The sequence below is a fragment of the Acinetobacter genomosp. 33YU genome, assembly GCF_001990725.1.
In the GTDB taxonomy this organism is placed as follows: Bacteria; Pseudomonadota; Gammaproteobacteria; order Pseudomonadales; family Moraxellaceae; genus Acinetobacter; species Acinetobacter seifertii.
Genome location: NZ_LFZQ01000011.1, coordinates 198,003 through 213,622 on the forward strand (window position 1 = coordinate 198,003; position 15,620 = coordinate 213,622).

Genomic DNA, 15,620 nt, shown 5'->3' on the forward strand with positions numbered 1-15,620 from the left:
GAGCAAACATTATGGGTATGAGTGTTGGTTCTGAAGATGAAGACGAAATGATTGGAACAATTAACACGACTCCTCTGGTGGACGTCATGTTGGTTTTACTTATTATTTTCCTAATTACCATTCCAGTAGTTACACATACAGTACCTGTGAAACTACCAGAAGAAAAGAATACGCCGTACGCAACTACGCCTGAAAATATTCAACTCTCAGTCAATAAGAAAGGAGATATTTTCTGGAATGAAAGTTATGTACCAAATAAAGAAATTTTACTAGCGAAATTACAGGCTGTGGCGCAAAAAAGACCACAGCCAGAGGTACATATTCGAGGAGATCAGCTTACCCATTTTGAAGCGATAGATCAGGTCATTAGTACGACCAAACAAGCTGGTATTGGCAAAATTGCCTTTGTTACTACCCCTCCAGCCTCCCCATAACTATTTTAAGGAGAATCTTATGGGTATGAATGTTGGTTCAAATAATGATGACGATGTGATGTTGGAAGTTAACATGACACCGCTTATTGATGTCATGTTGGTACTCATCATTATGTTTATTATTACCATACCTGCACCCAACAACGCGATTAATATTAATCTGCCAAATGGCACACCGCCACCAACAAATGAAAAGCCACCCGAAGTGATTGATGTGAGAATTGATGCAACAGGCAAAGTATTTTGGAATAACCAACAAGTTTCTGATCGCAAAGCACTAGAGACTTTATTTCAAGGTGTTGTTGCCAAAAAAGATCAAGACCAAATCAAACTCAAGCCAGACCAGATGGCTGAATATAAAAATGTAGCGATGGTGATGGCTACAGCACAGCGTTTAGGTGTCACTAAAATTGGAATTGTGAGCAGTAACTAATATTACTTTTCAATCTATTTAACTCTATTAACTCCTGCGCTAACTTGAATCTTCAGTTAGCGTTTTTTTGAAGCGAAATATTCAAGCCTCACCAATAGAGTATACATTTGGTGTAACATAATCTTTTGAGATTCATCCAATGATAATCTTGCACATAGAATCCAATTCTTACGATCAAGATCTTTTAGACTAATCAAATGCAAAACCTTTTAGCTATAAATTCCCTTTCTATAAGCACAAAATATACCGAAAATAAAAAAGCCCCCGAAGAGGCTTTTTTCAAAACAGGTTAAAATTAGTCACCTGTATAACCTTTTAACTTTAAACGAGCAGCATGAAGTAAAGGCTCTGTATAACCAGAAGGCTGTTCACAACCTTTAAAGATAAGGTCAGAAGCTGCTTGGAAAGCAATATTCGTTTCAAAATTAGCTGCCATTGGTTTATACAATGGGTCATTCGCATTTTGCTCATCAACAATTTTTGCCATGCGTTTGAGCACTTCTTCAACTTGTTCACGAGTCACAATACCGTGACGTAACCAGTTCGCAACGTGTTGAGAAGAAATACGTAATGTTGCACGGTCTTCCATTAAACCTACGTTGTTGATATCAGGAACTTTTGAACAACCTACTCCTAAGTCAACCCAACGAACAACGTAACCTAAAATACCTTGGCAGTTATTTTCAAGTTCATTGTTGATCTCTTCTGCTGACCAGTTTGTTTCTGGCGCAAATGGAGGAGTTAACAAGTCATCTAATGACAACATTTCTTCAGCTTTTAACTGATCTTGACGTGCTTTTACATTTACTTGATGGTAATGCATCGCATGAAGTACAGCACCAGTTGGTGATGGAACCCAAGCACATGAAGCACCAGCATTTGGATGAGCAGCTTTAGTTGCTAACATATCTTTCATGCTATCTGGTTTTGGCCACATGCCTTTACCAATTTGAGCTTTACCTTGTAAACCACATTTCAAGCCAATTGCAACGTTACGGTTTTCATAAGCGGCAATCCATTTTTGTGTTTTAACCGCTTCTTTACGAACAACTGGTGCAGCTTCCATAGAAGTATGGATTTCATCACCTGTACGGTCCATGAAACCAGTGTTAATAAAGATAGTACGGTCTTTTGCTGCAGCAATACAGTTTTTCAAGTTTACAGATGTACGGCGTTCTTCATCCATAATACCGATTTTTAGAGATTTCGCTGGTAAACCTAGTGCTTGCTCAGCACGTTCAAATAATTCAACAGCAAAAGCAACTTCTTCTGGACCATGCATTTTTGGCTTAACAATATACATAGATCCTTTACGAGAGTTTTTATTTTCATTTGTACTACGGATATCAGCAACTGATAACAATGGAGTTACCAATGCATCCATAATACCTTCGAAAATTTCTTCACCATCTACCAAAATAGCTGGATTCGTCATTAAGTGACCTACGTTACGAAGTAACATAAGTGAACGACCATGAAGTTTTGTTGTTCCACCAATTAAGTTTTTAATTTCGCGGTCTTTGCTTAACGCACGGACAATTGTTTTACCATTTTTTTCGATAGATTCTTGAAGTGTACCCTTCATTAAACCTAACCAGTTACGGTAACCTTCAACTTTTTCTTCAGCATCTACAGCTGCAACAGAGTCTTCAAGATCTTGAATCGTCGTAACCGCAGCTTCAAGTGTTAAATCTTTAACACCCGCTAAATCAGTTTGACCAATTGGGCTATTCGCATCAATTTCAATAATGACATGCAAGCCATTACTTAAAAGTACAACTTCTGAAGGATTTGCTTCTTCACCATTAAAACCAACGAACTGAGCTTCATGAGCTAAACCTGTTTGAGTACCATCTTTTAAAGTCACAACAAGTTTATTTTGCTCAATTGCATATTTAGTTGCATCTGCGTGTGAGCCTTGTGCAAGTGGGAAAACTTCATTTAAGAAGTTTTTAGCAAACTCGATTACTTTAGCACCACGTACAGGGTTATATCCTTTCCCTTTTTCAGCACCGCCTTCTTCTGAAATTACGTCAAAGCCGTAAAGTGCATCATATAAAGAACCCCAACGTGCGTTTGCTGCATTTAAACAATAACGTGCATTACGTACAGGTACTACTAACTGCGGCCCTGCTAATAATGCAATTTCTTCGTCTACATTTTCAGTTGTGATCTGGAAATCTTCAACTTCTGGTAATAAATAACCAATTTCAGTTAAAAACGCTTTATAAGCACCTAATTCAAATTTGTTATTACGGTGCCATTCATCAATTTTTGCTTGTAATTCATCACGCTTAGCCAATAACGCTTTATTTTTTGGGCTAAGATCGACAACAACTTGCTCAAAGTTCTTCCAGTAAGTTTCACTATCTAAACCAGAACCTGGTAAAGCTTCATTTTCGATAAAATCGTAAAGTTCTTTAGCAATCGCTAACTTGCCTTTTTGAATACGTGCAGTCATTGTCTTTCCTGAAGTTGCTACTTTTTATACCAAGAGAAACCTAGTATACCGATTTAAATTAAGCTGAATACTAATATCACATTCCTAAATAGTAAGCATTTTCCCTTGCGAAACTATTGACAAAGATAAATTTTTCTATATAGGAAAATATTAAAATTCTAACTAGGTTTCTCAACAATTTATTCAATATTTAAAAATACTGAAACTAGACTTTTTGTTAACAAACAAAAAAATTTCAGTATCTGATTTTTCTAAAGCGTATTTAGTTATATCAAACTTTAAGCTGTGAAAAAGCACTATTTAATTAAATTTATCAATTTTTTGTTATAAAAAAAGCGCTCTATCTAGAGCGCTTTTCACAACTATCGTCTTAAGAAGTTTTAGCTTCATCAATTTGTCGGTGTTCTGAATGCAAATAATCATCTGACTGCATTTCCAACAAACGAGAACGCGTACGCTCAATTTCAAAAGCTAATTTCTCGCCTTGATAGATATCAATGATACTATCTTGAGAAGTTAAGAGTAATTTCACGCCACGGTCATAAAACTCATCGACTAGATAAATAAATCGACGCGTTCCTTCTGACAAGAAGTCAGTTAAGTGCGGAACATTGCTGACCAGAACTGTATTATAAATATTAGCAATTTCAATAAAATCTGCTGGGCTGCGCGGCTTTAAACAAAGTTCAGAAAACTCACACCATAAAACATCTTCGGTGTGACCTAGCGTTTCAACAACACGGTTATTGATCACAATTGGTTCTTGAGAATTTGCTTGCGTATGCGTTAAGGCAGTATAACGTTCAGATATCCAACTTTGCGCTTCATTACCTAAAGGCGATTTGAACAATTGAGCTTGTTTCAAAACACGTAAACGGTAATCTACGCCCGCATCTACATTTAAAATAGCACAATTCTTTTTAACCATTTCAATGGTAGGTATAAAACGGTCGCGATGAATGCCATTTTTATATAAACCGTCTGGTGCAATGTTCGAAGTAGCAATCAGTGTTACTCCACGAACAAATAACTTCTGGAATAAATCACTCAAGATCATTGCATCTGTTACGTTTGAAACGAAAAACTCATCAAAACAAATAACAACCGCATCTTTATAAATTTGATCAGCCACAATATCGAGTGGATTACGTTGACCAGAAAGTTTATTTAATTCTTTATGAACATGCTGCATAAAGTGATGGAAATGCATACGTGTTTTACGACGAAATGGCACAGACTCATAAAATTGATCCATAAGCCAAGTTTTTCCTCGACCTACACCACCCCACATATACACGCCTTTTGGAGAGGTTTGGCGGCGGAAGCGACGGAAAGCTTTCTTAGAAGCTTTATAGCGGTTTAAAAGTTCCTTCCAAACACGATCTAATTCTTGCACTGCCTGTGCTTGTGCTTCATCTGCCATAAACTGGCCTGAAGCCAATGCCTCAGCATAGCGCTCTGCTGGGGAAGAAGGAGTAAAAGCAGTACTATGAGAAGATTTTAAATTTAACATATCATTTTATTTCAATTTTAACTGAAGAGAGTATAGCGAACATTTTGTCCGACCACATTAGCTTTTAGCATCAAGAGTTATGCTCAGTAAAACTCTTTTCCATATTGCCGAGGGCTCTGCCCAAACCATCTTTTAAACGCATGATTAAAAGCTGCAGGTTCAGAATAGCCAAGCGACTCAGCAATAACTTCTATTGAATATTCTTTATATTCCATAAGTTTAAGCGCCTTATTCTTAATAATCTGTTCACGAATTTGTTTATAACTCGTATTAAGCTGCTGCAATTGATGCCTTAATGTCCTTTCAGGCATTTTTAAAGCGAAAGCGGTTTCCGCCATGCTCGGGATAATTCCTTGTTGTAGCTCTAGATAATCTTGTACATATTGAATAATGGGTGGTATTTGATGATCTTGCTCATTTAATCGTTTTATTTCTTTAATACATTTCGCTTCATAGATACGATGAGTAATGATATCCGCTGAAGGAACTTTTATTTCAAGCACATTCTTGCTTAGGCTAAATGCTGCATGTGTAGAATTAAAATGCAGATCATCTCCATAATATGAGAAATATTGAGCAATGGTATCTGTATTATTTGGTTTGGGAAATGGCAAATCTATACGCATAAGAGGCATTGTTAAGCCCATCATGGTGTAAATATCTTGAATAAATTTATAAGTCCCTGAAATTTCACACTGGGCACGAAGTAAACCAATTTCTGTTTTTAAGTCGACAGGTAAATAGTTCAGAATGATGTGATTTTCAGTTTCTTGTAAACTTAAAGTACCAAATAAATGAGTGAGTTTTTGATACTGTATGCCTTTTTCCAATGCAGTTTGTATATCTTGGCTTGTTACAAGTAACATTAATAAAGGACCATAACCTGCTAATGCATAGTGCTGTCCGATGAACAAACCTTTTTCAGGATCAACATTTTCACTAATAATTTGTTGAATATCCCACTCTAAACTATCGTGAATTGTTGAACTTGGGTCCAAAGAATCTACTTTAATGCCTATATTAGCCAAACGTGAGTCGACATCAATGCCCGCATTGCGCATTCCTTGAATTAAATAGATTAAACCAAGTGCCGATCGTTTCATTCTTCTATCAATTTCCCTAGACTGAAATGTTTTACTATAAAGAAGTAATAAAATTAATTGCCGAATATATCAATTTTCGCGTCGGTACAATCATGTTTAAACTGATCAAAAAACGTTAGTCTTGCCTGCAATCCTCTTTACAGCATATGCAGGGTTTACAATGCACAGTGCAAAACAAAACGCTATTCAAAAAACTAAAATCGCAATTATTGGTGCTGGATTCGGTGGCCTTGCAATGGCTATTCGTCTATTACAGAACAAGCAAACCGATTTTCTTATTTTAGAAAAATCTAATGATGTGGGTGGAACTTGGCGCGAAAACCGGTATCCAGGAGCTGCATGTGACGTCCAGTCACACATGTATTCTTTATCTTTTGCACCTAAAACTGACTGGTCAAAACGCTATGCAGAAGCACCAGAAATTTTTGACTATATTCAAGATATAACTCATAAATATCAAATTAAAAACTACTGTAAGTTTAATCATGAAGTTACTCATGTTCAGTATGATGAAACACATCAGATATGGACACTAGATTTTACAAATCAACCTTCTCTCGAAGCACAATTTATAGTATTTGCCTCTGGCCCCTTACATATTCCACAAATCCCTCATATTCGTGGCATCGAAAAGTTTAAAGGTAAAGTCTTTCACTCATCGCAATGGGAACATAACTATAACCTTATAGGTAAATCAGTTGCCTCTATTGGTACAGGTGGTAGTGCAATTCAATATATTCCAGAAATTGCAAAAGATGTTAAACAACTATATGTGTTTCAAAGAACAGCCGCATGGGTGATTCCAAGAGATGAGCGCAAATACTCAAGCTTAAGTAAAGCCCTATTTAAAACGTCTAATCTTTATAGACAAATTCATCGCAGTCGCCTTTATTGGAGTAACGAATCCCGCGTTGTGCCAATTGTTCAGCCACAAATCATGAAATATGGGCAAAAATTAGCTGAGGCTTTTATACGTTTCCAAGTCAAAGATAAAGAATTAGCTAAAAAACTTACACCAGACTTCGTGATGGGTTGTAAACGCATTCTTATTTCAAATAAATACTTTCCGACATTTAACCGTAAAAATGTTGAATTAGTAACAGATGGTATTCAAGAAATTAAAGAGCACAGCATTATCACAAAAGATGGAAAAGAAAGACCTATCGATTGCCTGATTTATGGGACTGGTTTTATTACCGACCCGCGTATTTACTTAAAACATTTTACTTGTATTGGCCGAAATCAAATTGAATTAAAACAAGCTTGGAAAGATGGTGCAGAAAGTTATTATGGCATTATGACCAAGAATTTTCCTAATTTATTCCAACTCGTTGGGCCAAATACTGTTTTAGGTCATAACTCAGTTATTTTTATGATTGAGTCACAAGTTAATTATATTTTACAGCTGATTGAACTTGTCGATAAATCTGGTCAACACGCGATAGAAATTAAACCGGAAGTCCAAGATGCTTTCAATGAAAGAATACAGAAACAACTTCAAGGGACAGTATGGCAAGCTGGGGGCTGTAATAGCTGGTATCAGGCTGCCGATGGAAAGAACTTTTCCTTATGGCCAACTTACACTTGGAAGTATTGGCTAGAAACCCGTAAAGTGAATACCAAAGATTATTTGCTGCTAAATAAATGCTCTAAAAGCTATGCAGCATAGAATGTTCAATACATAATAGATAGGTTGATAACAATCTATCTATTATATGCAATCTGTTAGCCTCATTATTCAAATTTTTATTGTCATAGCTTTTGGTTACTTTTTAGGCCCTAAACTTTCGTTAAATATTCGAAAATTTATTTTCAAAGTTTTGCCCTATTTTTCTTATATTTTACTCACAAGTGTTGCTTTAGAATTAACGCTTGCGCTTGATCAAATTAACAATCCTTCTACCATACTGCCACCTGCCCTATTAATTGCAGTCACGACATCACTCGGTTCCTTTTTTACATGTTTATTGGCTTATACAGTTTTTGATAAAGAAAGTGTAAAAGGAAAAATTTCACTTCAACTTTTTATAAATGCTTTAAAAAATATTGCGAAGGCATTTTTGGCTTTAGCTGTAGGTATCATTTTAGGTATTTTTTTAACTCGATTAAATGTACATATTCCATTTAATAGCTGGTACTTGTTATTAGTTTTTATTTTTCTGATTGGTATCGAATTAGCTTTTACTCATTTTAATCGAACATGGTTAAGCTGGAAAATCCTTATTGTGCCATTGGCTGCTTTTATAGGTTCATGTATAGCTGGGTTTCTCAACTATTTCTTACTAGGTAAACATTTTACACTCAACGAAATGCTAGCCTTGGCTCAAGGCTATGGCTGGTATTCAATGTCGGGGATTTTATTTACACAGTTACATTCAGCCGAGTTAGGCGGAATTGCTTTACTTACAGATCTATTTAGAGAAATAGTGGCAATTTTACTGATGTATACAATGGGATGGCGTTTTCCGCGTCCAGCAATCTCAAGCGCTGGCGCTACGTCAATGGATGTAACATTAGCTATGGTAAAACAGTCATGTGGCACACATTATGTACCACACGCCATGATGAGTGGCTTACTTTTAAGCCTGCTCGCTCCACTTTTAATTACTGTGTTTTTAAACTTTTAAGCAATTGAAGCAAGAATTGATTTCAACATCTCAGTTGGATCTTCTGCTTTAGTAATCGGGCGACCAATAACTAAATGAGTAGAACCATCAAGCATTGCTTGTTTTGGAGTCACAATACGTTTTTGGTCATCGGCATTGCTACCTTCTGGACGTATTCCCGGAGTAACTAAAGAAAAATCTTGTCCAATTAACTCACGGAGAATTTTAGCTTCTTGAGCAGAACAGACCACACCATCTAAACCACTGTCTTTGGTAAGTTTAGCCAATCTTTTAACTTGTTCTACAGGTTCGATATCTAAACCAATATCTTTTAAGTCCTCACGCCCCATTGAAGTTAAAACTGTTACTGCAATTAGCTGAGTTTGATAATTACCTGCCTTTAAACGCTCAACACAAGTTTCCATCATTTTACGGCCACCTGAGGCATGTACGTTCACCATCCACACACCTAAATCTGCTGCAGCACATACAGCTTGAGCAGTCGTATTAGGAATATCATGGAATTTTAAATCGAGGAAAACTTCGAAATTTTCATCTTGAAGTTTTTTTACAACAGATGGGCCTTCATGAGTAAAAAGCTCTTTACCTACTTTCACACGGCATAACGTAGGATCAAGTTGTTCAACAATTTTTAAAGCGTCATATTGGCTTTTAGCATCCAACGCAACAATGATACTCAAGAGACTTTCTTCCATCACATAAAATCAGCGCTATTATAATAGACAAGTCAGCTACTAATAAAGAAATCTATTGAGACAAGTTTTTGAATAAGAAAATATTGATTTTAAATTTATTTAGTAATTGAAATACAGAAATGAAAAATACTACTCTTTATAACTGGATAAAGAGTAGTATCAAGAATAATTATAACGGAGTAGAGTTTTTATCTTGCGGATAAATATCTACAACAGTTTTTTCATGTCTTACATTTGCAGCTGCTTCTGCCGCTGCCAATTGAGCAGTTTGAATTTGTTCTTTTCTCAAATGATCAATATCTTTGCGAAGACGTTTGATTTCCCAGCCTTTTTGAAAGACTCGGAAAACTTGCACACCTAATAAAAGTCCAACCACAATTCCAAGTGCTAAGGTAAGCAACAATAATAGCCCTAAACGCATTGCTGGAACTTGAGTAAATAATAAATCAACAGGAAGTTCTGTTGGGTTCTGCAAAACAAGTGCTAAAGAATAGCCAAATAAAATAATGAGTAATGCAATTAGAATATAACGCATAGGCACCCCTTATGAGTTTTTATTTATTTTCCAGATTCATTCACTGCATCACGTAGTGCTTTACCTGGTTTAAAGTGCGGAACCGCCTTTGCTGCAACATCAACTGACTTACCAGTTTTAGGGTTGCGACCAACTCTAGGTTCACGGTGATGTAAAGCAAAGCTACCAAAACCACGGATTTCAATACGGTTGTCCGTCGAAAGAGCTTCAATCATTTGATCAATCATGATTTTAACCGCTTCTTCCACTAAAGGTTCAGCCAAGTGTGGATTTTTTAGCGAAATGCGTTCGATTAAATCAGACTTATTAAGAGCTTCAGTAGTCATCTACGACCTCGTTATTTATTACTACTCTAAGTCGTTTGATAATAACCTGTTTAAATACAAAACGGTAGCGCAGTATGTTGAATACTACGCTACCGTTTACAGTAATTTGTATAAAAAGTACAATTTCGTTACATGAAACTGTACTTTGTTAACTTATTACTTCATTTGTGCTTTGATCAAGTCACCAATAGTCTTAGGACCATTTTCTTGAGAAGCTGATGCTGTACGTAAGTTAGCAACTGCTTCTTTCTCTTCAGCTTCGTCTTTCGCTTTGATAGACAAGTTGATAGAGCGAGATTTACGATCAACGTTGATGATTTTCGCTTCAACTTCTTGACCAACTTCTAAGAATTTAGTCGCATCTTCAACGCGGTCACGGTTGATTTCAGAAGCTTTAAGAGTTGCTTCAACTTCGTCAGCTAACTTAACAGTTGCGCCACGAGCATCAACTGCAGTCACAGTACCTTTAACTAAAGCACCACGTTCGTTAGCAGCTAAGAAATCATTGAACGGATCGCTGTTCAATTGCTTGATACCAAGACTGATACGGTTACCTTCAGCGTCTACAGACAAGATAACAGCTTCAACTGTGTCACCTTTCTTGTAACGACGGATAGCTTCTTCGCCTTGTTCGTTCCAAGAAATATCAGACAAGTGAACTAGACCGTCGATACCGCCATTTAAACCAATGAAGATACCAAAGTCAGTGATAGACTTGATTGTGCCTGAAACTTTTTCGCCTTTCTCATGAGACTTAGCAAACTCTTCCCATGGGTTAGCACGAGTTTGTTTGATACCAAGGCTGATACGACGACGTTCTTCGTCAACTTCAAGAACCATAACATCAACTTCGTCACCGATCTGAACAACTTTAGATGGGTGGATGTTTTTGTTAGTGTGGTCCATTTCAGAAACGTGTACTAAACCTTCAACGCCTTCCGCGATTTCAGCGAAACAACCGTAGTCAGTTAAGTTAGTAACACGTGCTTTAACGATAGAACCTTTAGGGTAACGGCTCATGATCGCTAACCATGGATCTTCGCCTAATTGCTTAAGGCCTAAAGATACGCGGTTACGTTCACGGTCAAATTTAAGTACTTTAACAGTAACTTCTTGACCAACTTCAACAACTTCTGAAGGATGCTTGATACGCTTCCAAGCCATATCTGTGATATGAAGAAGACCATCAATACCGCCAAGATCAACGAATGCACCGTAATCAGTAAGGTTCTTGATAGTACCTGTAACTGTTTGACCTTCTTCAAGTTGAGCAAGTAATGCTTCACGGTCAGCAGAAGATTCAGCTTCCATAACAGCACGACGAGATACAACAACGTTGTTACGTTTAGCATCAAGTTTGATTACTTTAAACTCTAACTCTTTACCTTCAAGGTGAGTAGTGTCACGGATAGGACGAGTGTCAACTAATGAACCTGGTAAGAATGCACGAACAGGACCGATGTCAACAGTGAAACCGCCTTTAACTTTACCAGAGATAACACCAGTAACGATTTCGCCATCTTCAAAGATTTTTTCAAGTTTAGTCCAAGTTTCAGCACGTTTAGCTTTTTCACGTGATAAAACTGTTTGACCCATACCGTTGTCAAGAGCTTCAACAACTACGTCAACAGTATCGCCAACCTGAACTTCAAGTTCACGTTGTTCATTTAAAAATTCAGCACGATCAACAATGCCTTCTGATTTAAGGCCAGTGTCAACAGTAACCCAGTCGCTATCGATGTTTACAACAACACCTTGGATGACTGCACCCTTTTCAACGTTGAGGTTTAATTCACTTTCTTCAAAGAGGGCTGCAAAAGATTCGGTCATGATATACCTGATAAATTCAGCGGTCTTGGATCAGACAAGGCCGGTTTAGTTAAGTATCAACATAGTCTTTATAGACTGATCAAGCTATGCGTCAACTGATAATCTTAGTTGCTAACAGTACGGCTATTGACATAATCAACCATTAACTTAAATACTTGATCGATCGTTAATTCCGAACTATCAATAATATAAGCATCTGCGGCTGGCTTGAGAGGAGCAACTTCTCGCTCCATATCTCTTTTGTCACGCGCTTGTATATTAGCTAAAATGTCGTTTATTTTAGCATCTAGCCCCATGCCCTGCAACTGTTTTACTCTTCGCTCAGCACGCGACTCAGCCGAAGCTGTCAGATAAATTTTTGCATTAGCTTCTGGGAAAATTGATGTTGCCATATCTCGGCCATCTGCAACTAAACCTGGAGTTTGCGCAAATGCTCTTTGACGATCAAAAAGTGCTTGTCTAAGTTCAGGAATTGCTGCAACTTTAGATGCATATTCACCAACTCGCTCTGTGCGGATGGTTTGCGATACATCTTCTCCATCAAGGAAAACTAATGTTCCCTCAGGTGAGGTTTCAAACTTGATATTAAGCTGACGAGCGTAATTCACACACTCATCTAAATGGCTATCTAATTTTTCTAACAAATCATGTTTATGTAATGACAACCCTAACAAACGATACAAGGCACCAGAGTCAAGTAAATGAAATTGATAATACGCAGCAAGTTTTGCCGCTAATGTTCCTTTACCCGAACCGCTCGGACCATCAATAGTAATAATTTGAACTGTCATTGAACTCTCACTAAGAAGCAAATGCTTTAGCTAATCTCGAAAAGCCTAGTGTAATCGCTAGTTTTAGCTGTGCAAGAATTAATTTACTTACAACAGGAGCTTTTGCTGTTAATTCGATGCGATAAGTGACCAAAGTAATATAAGGGGTAATTTCAGAAAACTCGAGACGGCCTAAATGATGTTTAATTAAAGGATTATCAATCAATTTATATTCAATACGCTTGTTTTCTTCGAGATGTGTAATTTCTTCTTTAAGCGGTTTAATCGCACCAAATCCCATACGACGAATAGAACCAACCCCATCTGGTCTTTCAGGATCTGCTGAGTCTTTCACACGTACAACTTGTAGTGGAGCAAATGCCTTGTTGTAAGTTGCATGTTTAGAAAGCAGGTTAAATACATCACACAGCGGAGCATTAAATTCTTTTTGTATAGTAATTACATTACGCATGAAAGTTCCTTATTTAAAAATAAATCATGTCAATGAAACGGCGCTAGTTTGCCATAACCCCATGACATTTTTTAATCATTTAAGGACGTTTTTTGTTGTTTCTCTTTTTTCTTTTGTTCACGTCTTTGCTTAAAAAAAAGACTTAACTGTTGAGCACATTTTTCATGTAAACACCCTTGCTCAAAAGTAAATTTATGATTGTAATAACCATTTTCTAATAATTGACGCACACTGACAAGTGAACCAGCTTTAGGTTCTGTTGTGCCAAATACAACGTGTTTAATCCTTGCATGTACTAAGGCCCCTACACACATGGTGCATGGCTCGAGCGTAACATATAAAGTTGCGTCTTCTGGTAAACGATAATTTTTCAATGAGTCACAAGCCGCACGAATAGCTTGAATTTCCGCATGGGCAGTAGGATCAGATAAACCAATTGGAGCATTAAAACCTGCTCCAATTAATTTATTTTGACTTACGATTACAGCACCTACAGGAATTTCACCCTGTTCAGCCGCTAACTCAGCTTGCTCGTAAGCAAGCTGCATCCAATACTCGTTACTAAATTTGGACATTTATTGACTATGAAACTACGCCATATTGTCTAAGTAAGGCATTCCAGCTATCAATAGACGTTATTGGTGGATCATCAGCCAAAATACCTCTTAAGCTAAGGTCTTCACATGCTTTCCATTCTGGCGATAAATCTTTATCAACCAAACGGGCACGAACACCTTCGACAAAATCAGGATGACGAATTTTCCATTCAGAGATTTGCGCTTCTAAATCAAAAACTTCATCCCAAGAATGTACTTGCTTACCCCATTGCCATAATAACCAAGTAATGGCTGCTGTGCTCGGTGAACCCTTTTGCAAATTTTCGCTGGCTTGACGCAACCAATCACTGCTTGCATCTCGTAAGCTAACAATTGATTGATAGTCTTGTTCAAAACTTGAACCACGACAAACACTATGGATAACGTCTAACGAATTTTGTAATGGCCCTGCTGCAACCGGGCGATGCAAACTATTTAAAGTATCGTCAATCGCGCGAAAATTACCTGCTGGATAGTGAGCCCAATTAATATTAAGTACTTTTTGCAGGACATTATCACGTTGTGCTTCACAAATATGTGTTGCCCAACCAATGCTAAATGCCCCAGCAGCAGTCATAATTGAACCAGTCAAACCAGTAAATAAACCAATTTGCCCACGGTCAGCAAGGAAACGGCTTGCTCCAACATCCGGATATAGGCCAATGTTAATTTCAGGCATTGCTAACCGTGAATATGGCGTAACAAGGCGGAAAGGCGCCGCCATGAACAAGCCTAGTCCACCACCCATTACATAACCTTCGCCCCATACCACAATAGGTTTGGCATAGTTATGCAACAGTAAATCCAAAGCATATTCTTGCTGGAAAAACTTATTTGCTGTTTCTACTTCTTGATTGATCACCAGCTGACGTAATTTGCGTACATCTCCGCCTGCACAAAAAGCTTTTGGTGTTGTCGAATCCAACCAAATTGCTTTTACTCGCTCATCATCACGGAAGTCTTCAAATACTCGTAATAAAGCCGTTACGATTGATTCATCTAAAGCATGTAATGATTTAGGCCGATTCAATCGTACAATACGCCAACCATTTTTCGCTTCTTCAACTACCAAATCCGGATGATAGCTATTTACATTGGGAGAGTTCATCATGCGTCCAATTGCCAGTCTATGGGCTCAATGCCATGTTGTTTCAAATATTGATTTGTTTTTGAAAACACTTTACATCCGAAGAAACCACCACGATTAGCCGCAAGTGGTGATGGATGTGCAGCTGTTAAAACCAAATGTTTTTCTCTATTTATACGTTGTCCTTTACGTTGTGCATAAGCACCCCATAAAATAAACACGATGTGCTCACGTTGTTCATTTAAAACATCAATTACTGCGTCAGAAAATTCTTCCCAACCTTGTTTTTGATGTGATGTTGGTTGTCCTGCTTCTACAGTAAGTACACTATTTAATAAAAGTACACCTTGCTCGGCCCATTTAGTTAAATCACCATGACGCGAAACAGGTACACCTAAATCAGTGTTTAATTCATGAAAAATATTACGTAAAGAAGGAGGTAATGCAATCCCTTTTTGTACAGAGAAACTTAACCCATTCGCCTGATTAGGGCCATGATATGGATCTTGCCCTAAAATAACGACCTTTACATGATCTAAAGGCGTAATATTTAAAGCACTAAAAATTTGTTTGCTTGGTGGATATATTGTTTTCTGAGCTTGCTTCTCTTGGAAGAGAAAGTCTCGCAAACTATCCATATAAGGGCTCAGCAAAAATGGAGTTAATGAGCTTTTCCAGCTTTCTTCTAATTGAACTTTACTGAGTTTGTCTTGCTGTTGCTCAGTTAATTGCATTAAT

At 37.4% G+C, this 15,620-nt stretch carries 16 protein-coding genes and 1 pseudogene; 4 read left to right on the forward strand and 13 right to left on the reverse strand.

Annotated elements, in window-relative coordinates:
• Positions 1-11 precede the first annotated feature (11 nt).
• Together AC056_RS14480 and AC056_RS14485 are read left to right on the forward strand one after the other, a co-directional pair.
• Positions 12-434, forward strand: a complete 423-nt coding sequence (locus AC056_RS14480; protein WP_004701951.1) for an ExbD/TolR family protein — start codon at positions 12-14, stop codon at positions 432-434.
• A 19-nt stretch (positions 435-453) separates the two neighbouring features.
• Entirely contained in the window at positions 454-867 is a 414-nt protein-coding gene (locus AC056_RS14485) for an ExbD/TolR family protein (RefSeq protein ID WP_039251386.1), read from the forward strand.
• A gap of 84 nt (positions 868-951) precedes the next feature.
• Here the strand turns inward: AC056_RS14485 and AC056_RS14490 are convergent.
• The 4 genes and pseudogenes from AC056_RS14490 to AC056_RS14505 form a co-directional block, all read right to left on the reverse strand.
• Positions 952-1,064: pseudogene (locus tag AC056_RS14490) on the reverse strand (GNAT family N-acetyltransferase); the annotation flags it as partial.
• A gap of 98 nt (positions 1,065-1,162) precedes the next feature.
• A complete protein-coding gene (locus tag AC056_RS14495) occupies positions 1,163-3,328 on the reverse strand; it encodes a malate synthase G (RefSeq protein WP_077164009.1) in 2,166 nt (721 codons plus the stop codon).
• Positions 3,329-3,698: 370 nt separating this feature from the next.
• Entirely contained in the window at positions 3,699-4,841 is a 1,143-nt protein-coding gene (zapE, locus tag AC056_RS14500) for a cell division protein ZapE (RefSeq protein WP_004701955.1), read from the reverse strand.
• Between the two features lie 83 nt (positions 4,842-4,924).
• A complete protein-coding gene (locus tag AC056_RS14505) occupies positions 4,925-5,944 on the reverse strand; it encodes an AraC family transcriptional regulator (RefSeq protein ID WP_213033502.1) in 1,020 nt (339 codons plus the stop codon).
• A 121-nt stretch (positions 5,945-6,065) separates the two neighbouring features.
• On the opposite strand from AC056_RS14505, the gene AC056_RS14510 reads away from it, so the two are divergent.
• On the forward strand, positions 6,066-7,613 hold the full coding sequence (locus tag AC056_RS14510) for a flavin-containing monooxygenase (RefSeq protein WP_077164010.1): 1,548 nt from the start codon (positions 6,066-6,068) through the stop codon (positions 7,611-7,613).
• Positions 7,614-7,659: 46 nt separating this feature from the next.
• On the forward strand, positions 7,660-8,571 hold the full coding sequence (locus AC056_RS14515) for a lysine exporter LysO family protein (RefSeq protein WP_077164011.1): 912 nt from the start codon (positions 7,660-7,662) through the stop codon (positions 8,569-8,571).
• On the opposite strand, the gene pyrF is transcribed toward AC056_RS14515, so the two are convergent.
• The 9 genes from pyrF to ung all read right to left on the reverse strand — a co-directional run bounded on the left by pyrF (position 8,568) and on the right by ung (position 15,616).
• The gene (gene pyrF, locus AC056_RS14520; protein ID WP_049063992.1) at positions 8,568-9,266 is read right to left on the reverse strand and encodes an orotidine-5'-phosphate decarboxylase; all 699 of its coding nucleotides are present in this window, start codon (positions 9,264-9,266) and stop codon (positions 8,568-8,570) included. The two genes, AC056_RS14515 and pyrF, sit on opposite strands and share 4 nt — an antisense overlap.
• A 169-nt stretch (positions 9,267-9,435) precedes the next feature.
• Entirely contained in the window at positions 9,436-9,801 is a 366-nt protein-coding gene (locus AC056_RS14525; RefSeq protein ID WP_004701960.1) for a lipopolysaccharide assembly protein LapA domain-containing protein, read from the reverse strand.
• A 23-nt stretch (positions 9,802-9,824) separates the two neighbouring features.
• Positions 9,825-10,127 (reverse strand): integration host factor subunit beta, encoded by a 303-nt coding sequence (locus AC056_RS14530; RefSeq protein WP_004701961.1) that lies wholly within the window; start codon positions 10,125-10,127, stop codon positions 9,825-9,827.
• A gap of 156 nt (positions 10,128-10,283) precedes the next feature.
• Positions 10,284-11,957: a 30S ribosomal protein S1 gene (rpsA, locus tag AC056_RS14535; RefSeq protein ID WP_002050239.1), complete on the reverse strand. Its 1,674-nt coding sequence runs from the start codon at positions 11,955-11,957 to the stop codon at positions 10,284-10,286.
• 104 nt (positions 11,958-12,061) lie between these two features.
• Positions 12,062-12,748, reverse strand: a complete 687-nt coding sequence (cmk, locus tag AC056_RS14540; RefSeq protein ID WP_019459000.1) for a (d)CMP kinase — start codon at positions 12,746-12,748, stop codon at positions 12,062-12,064.
• Between the two features lie 10 nt (positions 12,749-12,758).
• Positions 12,759-13,199 (reverse strand): SRPBCC family protein, encoded by a 441-nt coding sequence (locus AC056_RS14545; RefSeq protein ID WP_077164012.1) that lies wholly within the window; start codon positions 13,197-13,199, stop codon positions 12,759-12,761.
• Positions 13,200-13,270: 71 nt separating this feature from the next.
• Positions 13,271-13,774, reverse strand: coding sequence for a tRNA adenosine(34) deaminase TadA (gene tadA, locus AC056_RS14550; RefSeq protein ID WP_077164013.1), 504 nt, complete (start codon positions 13,772-13,774; stop codon positions 13,271-13,273).
• 7 nt (positions 13,775-13,781) lie between these two features.
• Complete coding sequence (locus AC056_RS14555) at positions 13,782-14,906, reverse strand: enoyl-CoA hydratase/isomerase family protein (protein ID WP_077164014.1); 1,125 nt, start codon at positions 14,904-14,906, stop codon at positions 13,782-13,784.
• Positions 14,903-15,616, reverse strand: coding sequence for a uracil-DNA glycosylase (gene ung, locus AC056_RS14560; RefSeq protein ID WP_004701973.1), 714 nt, complete (start codon positions 15,614-15,616; stop codon positions 14,903-14,905). Before ung ends, AC056_RS14555 begins: the two co-directional genes overlap by 4 nt.
• Positions 15,617-15,620 lie beyond the last annotated feature (4 nt).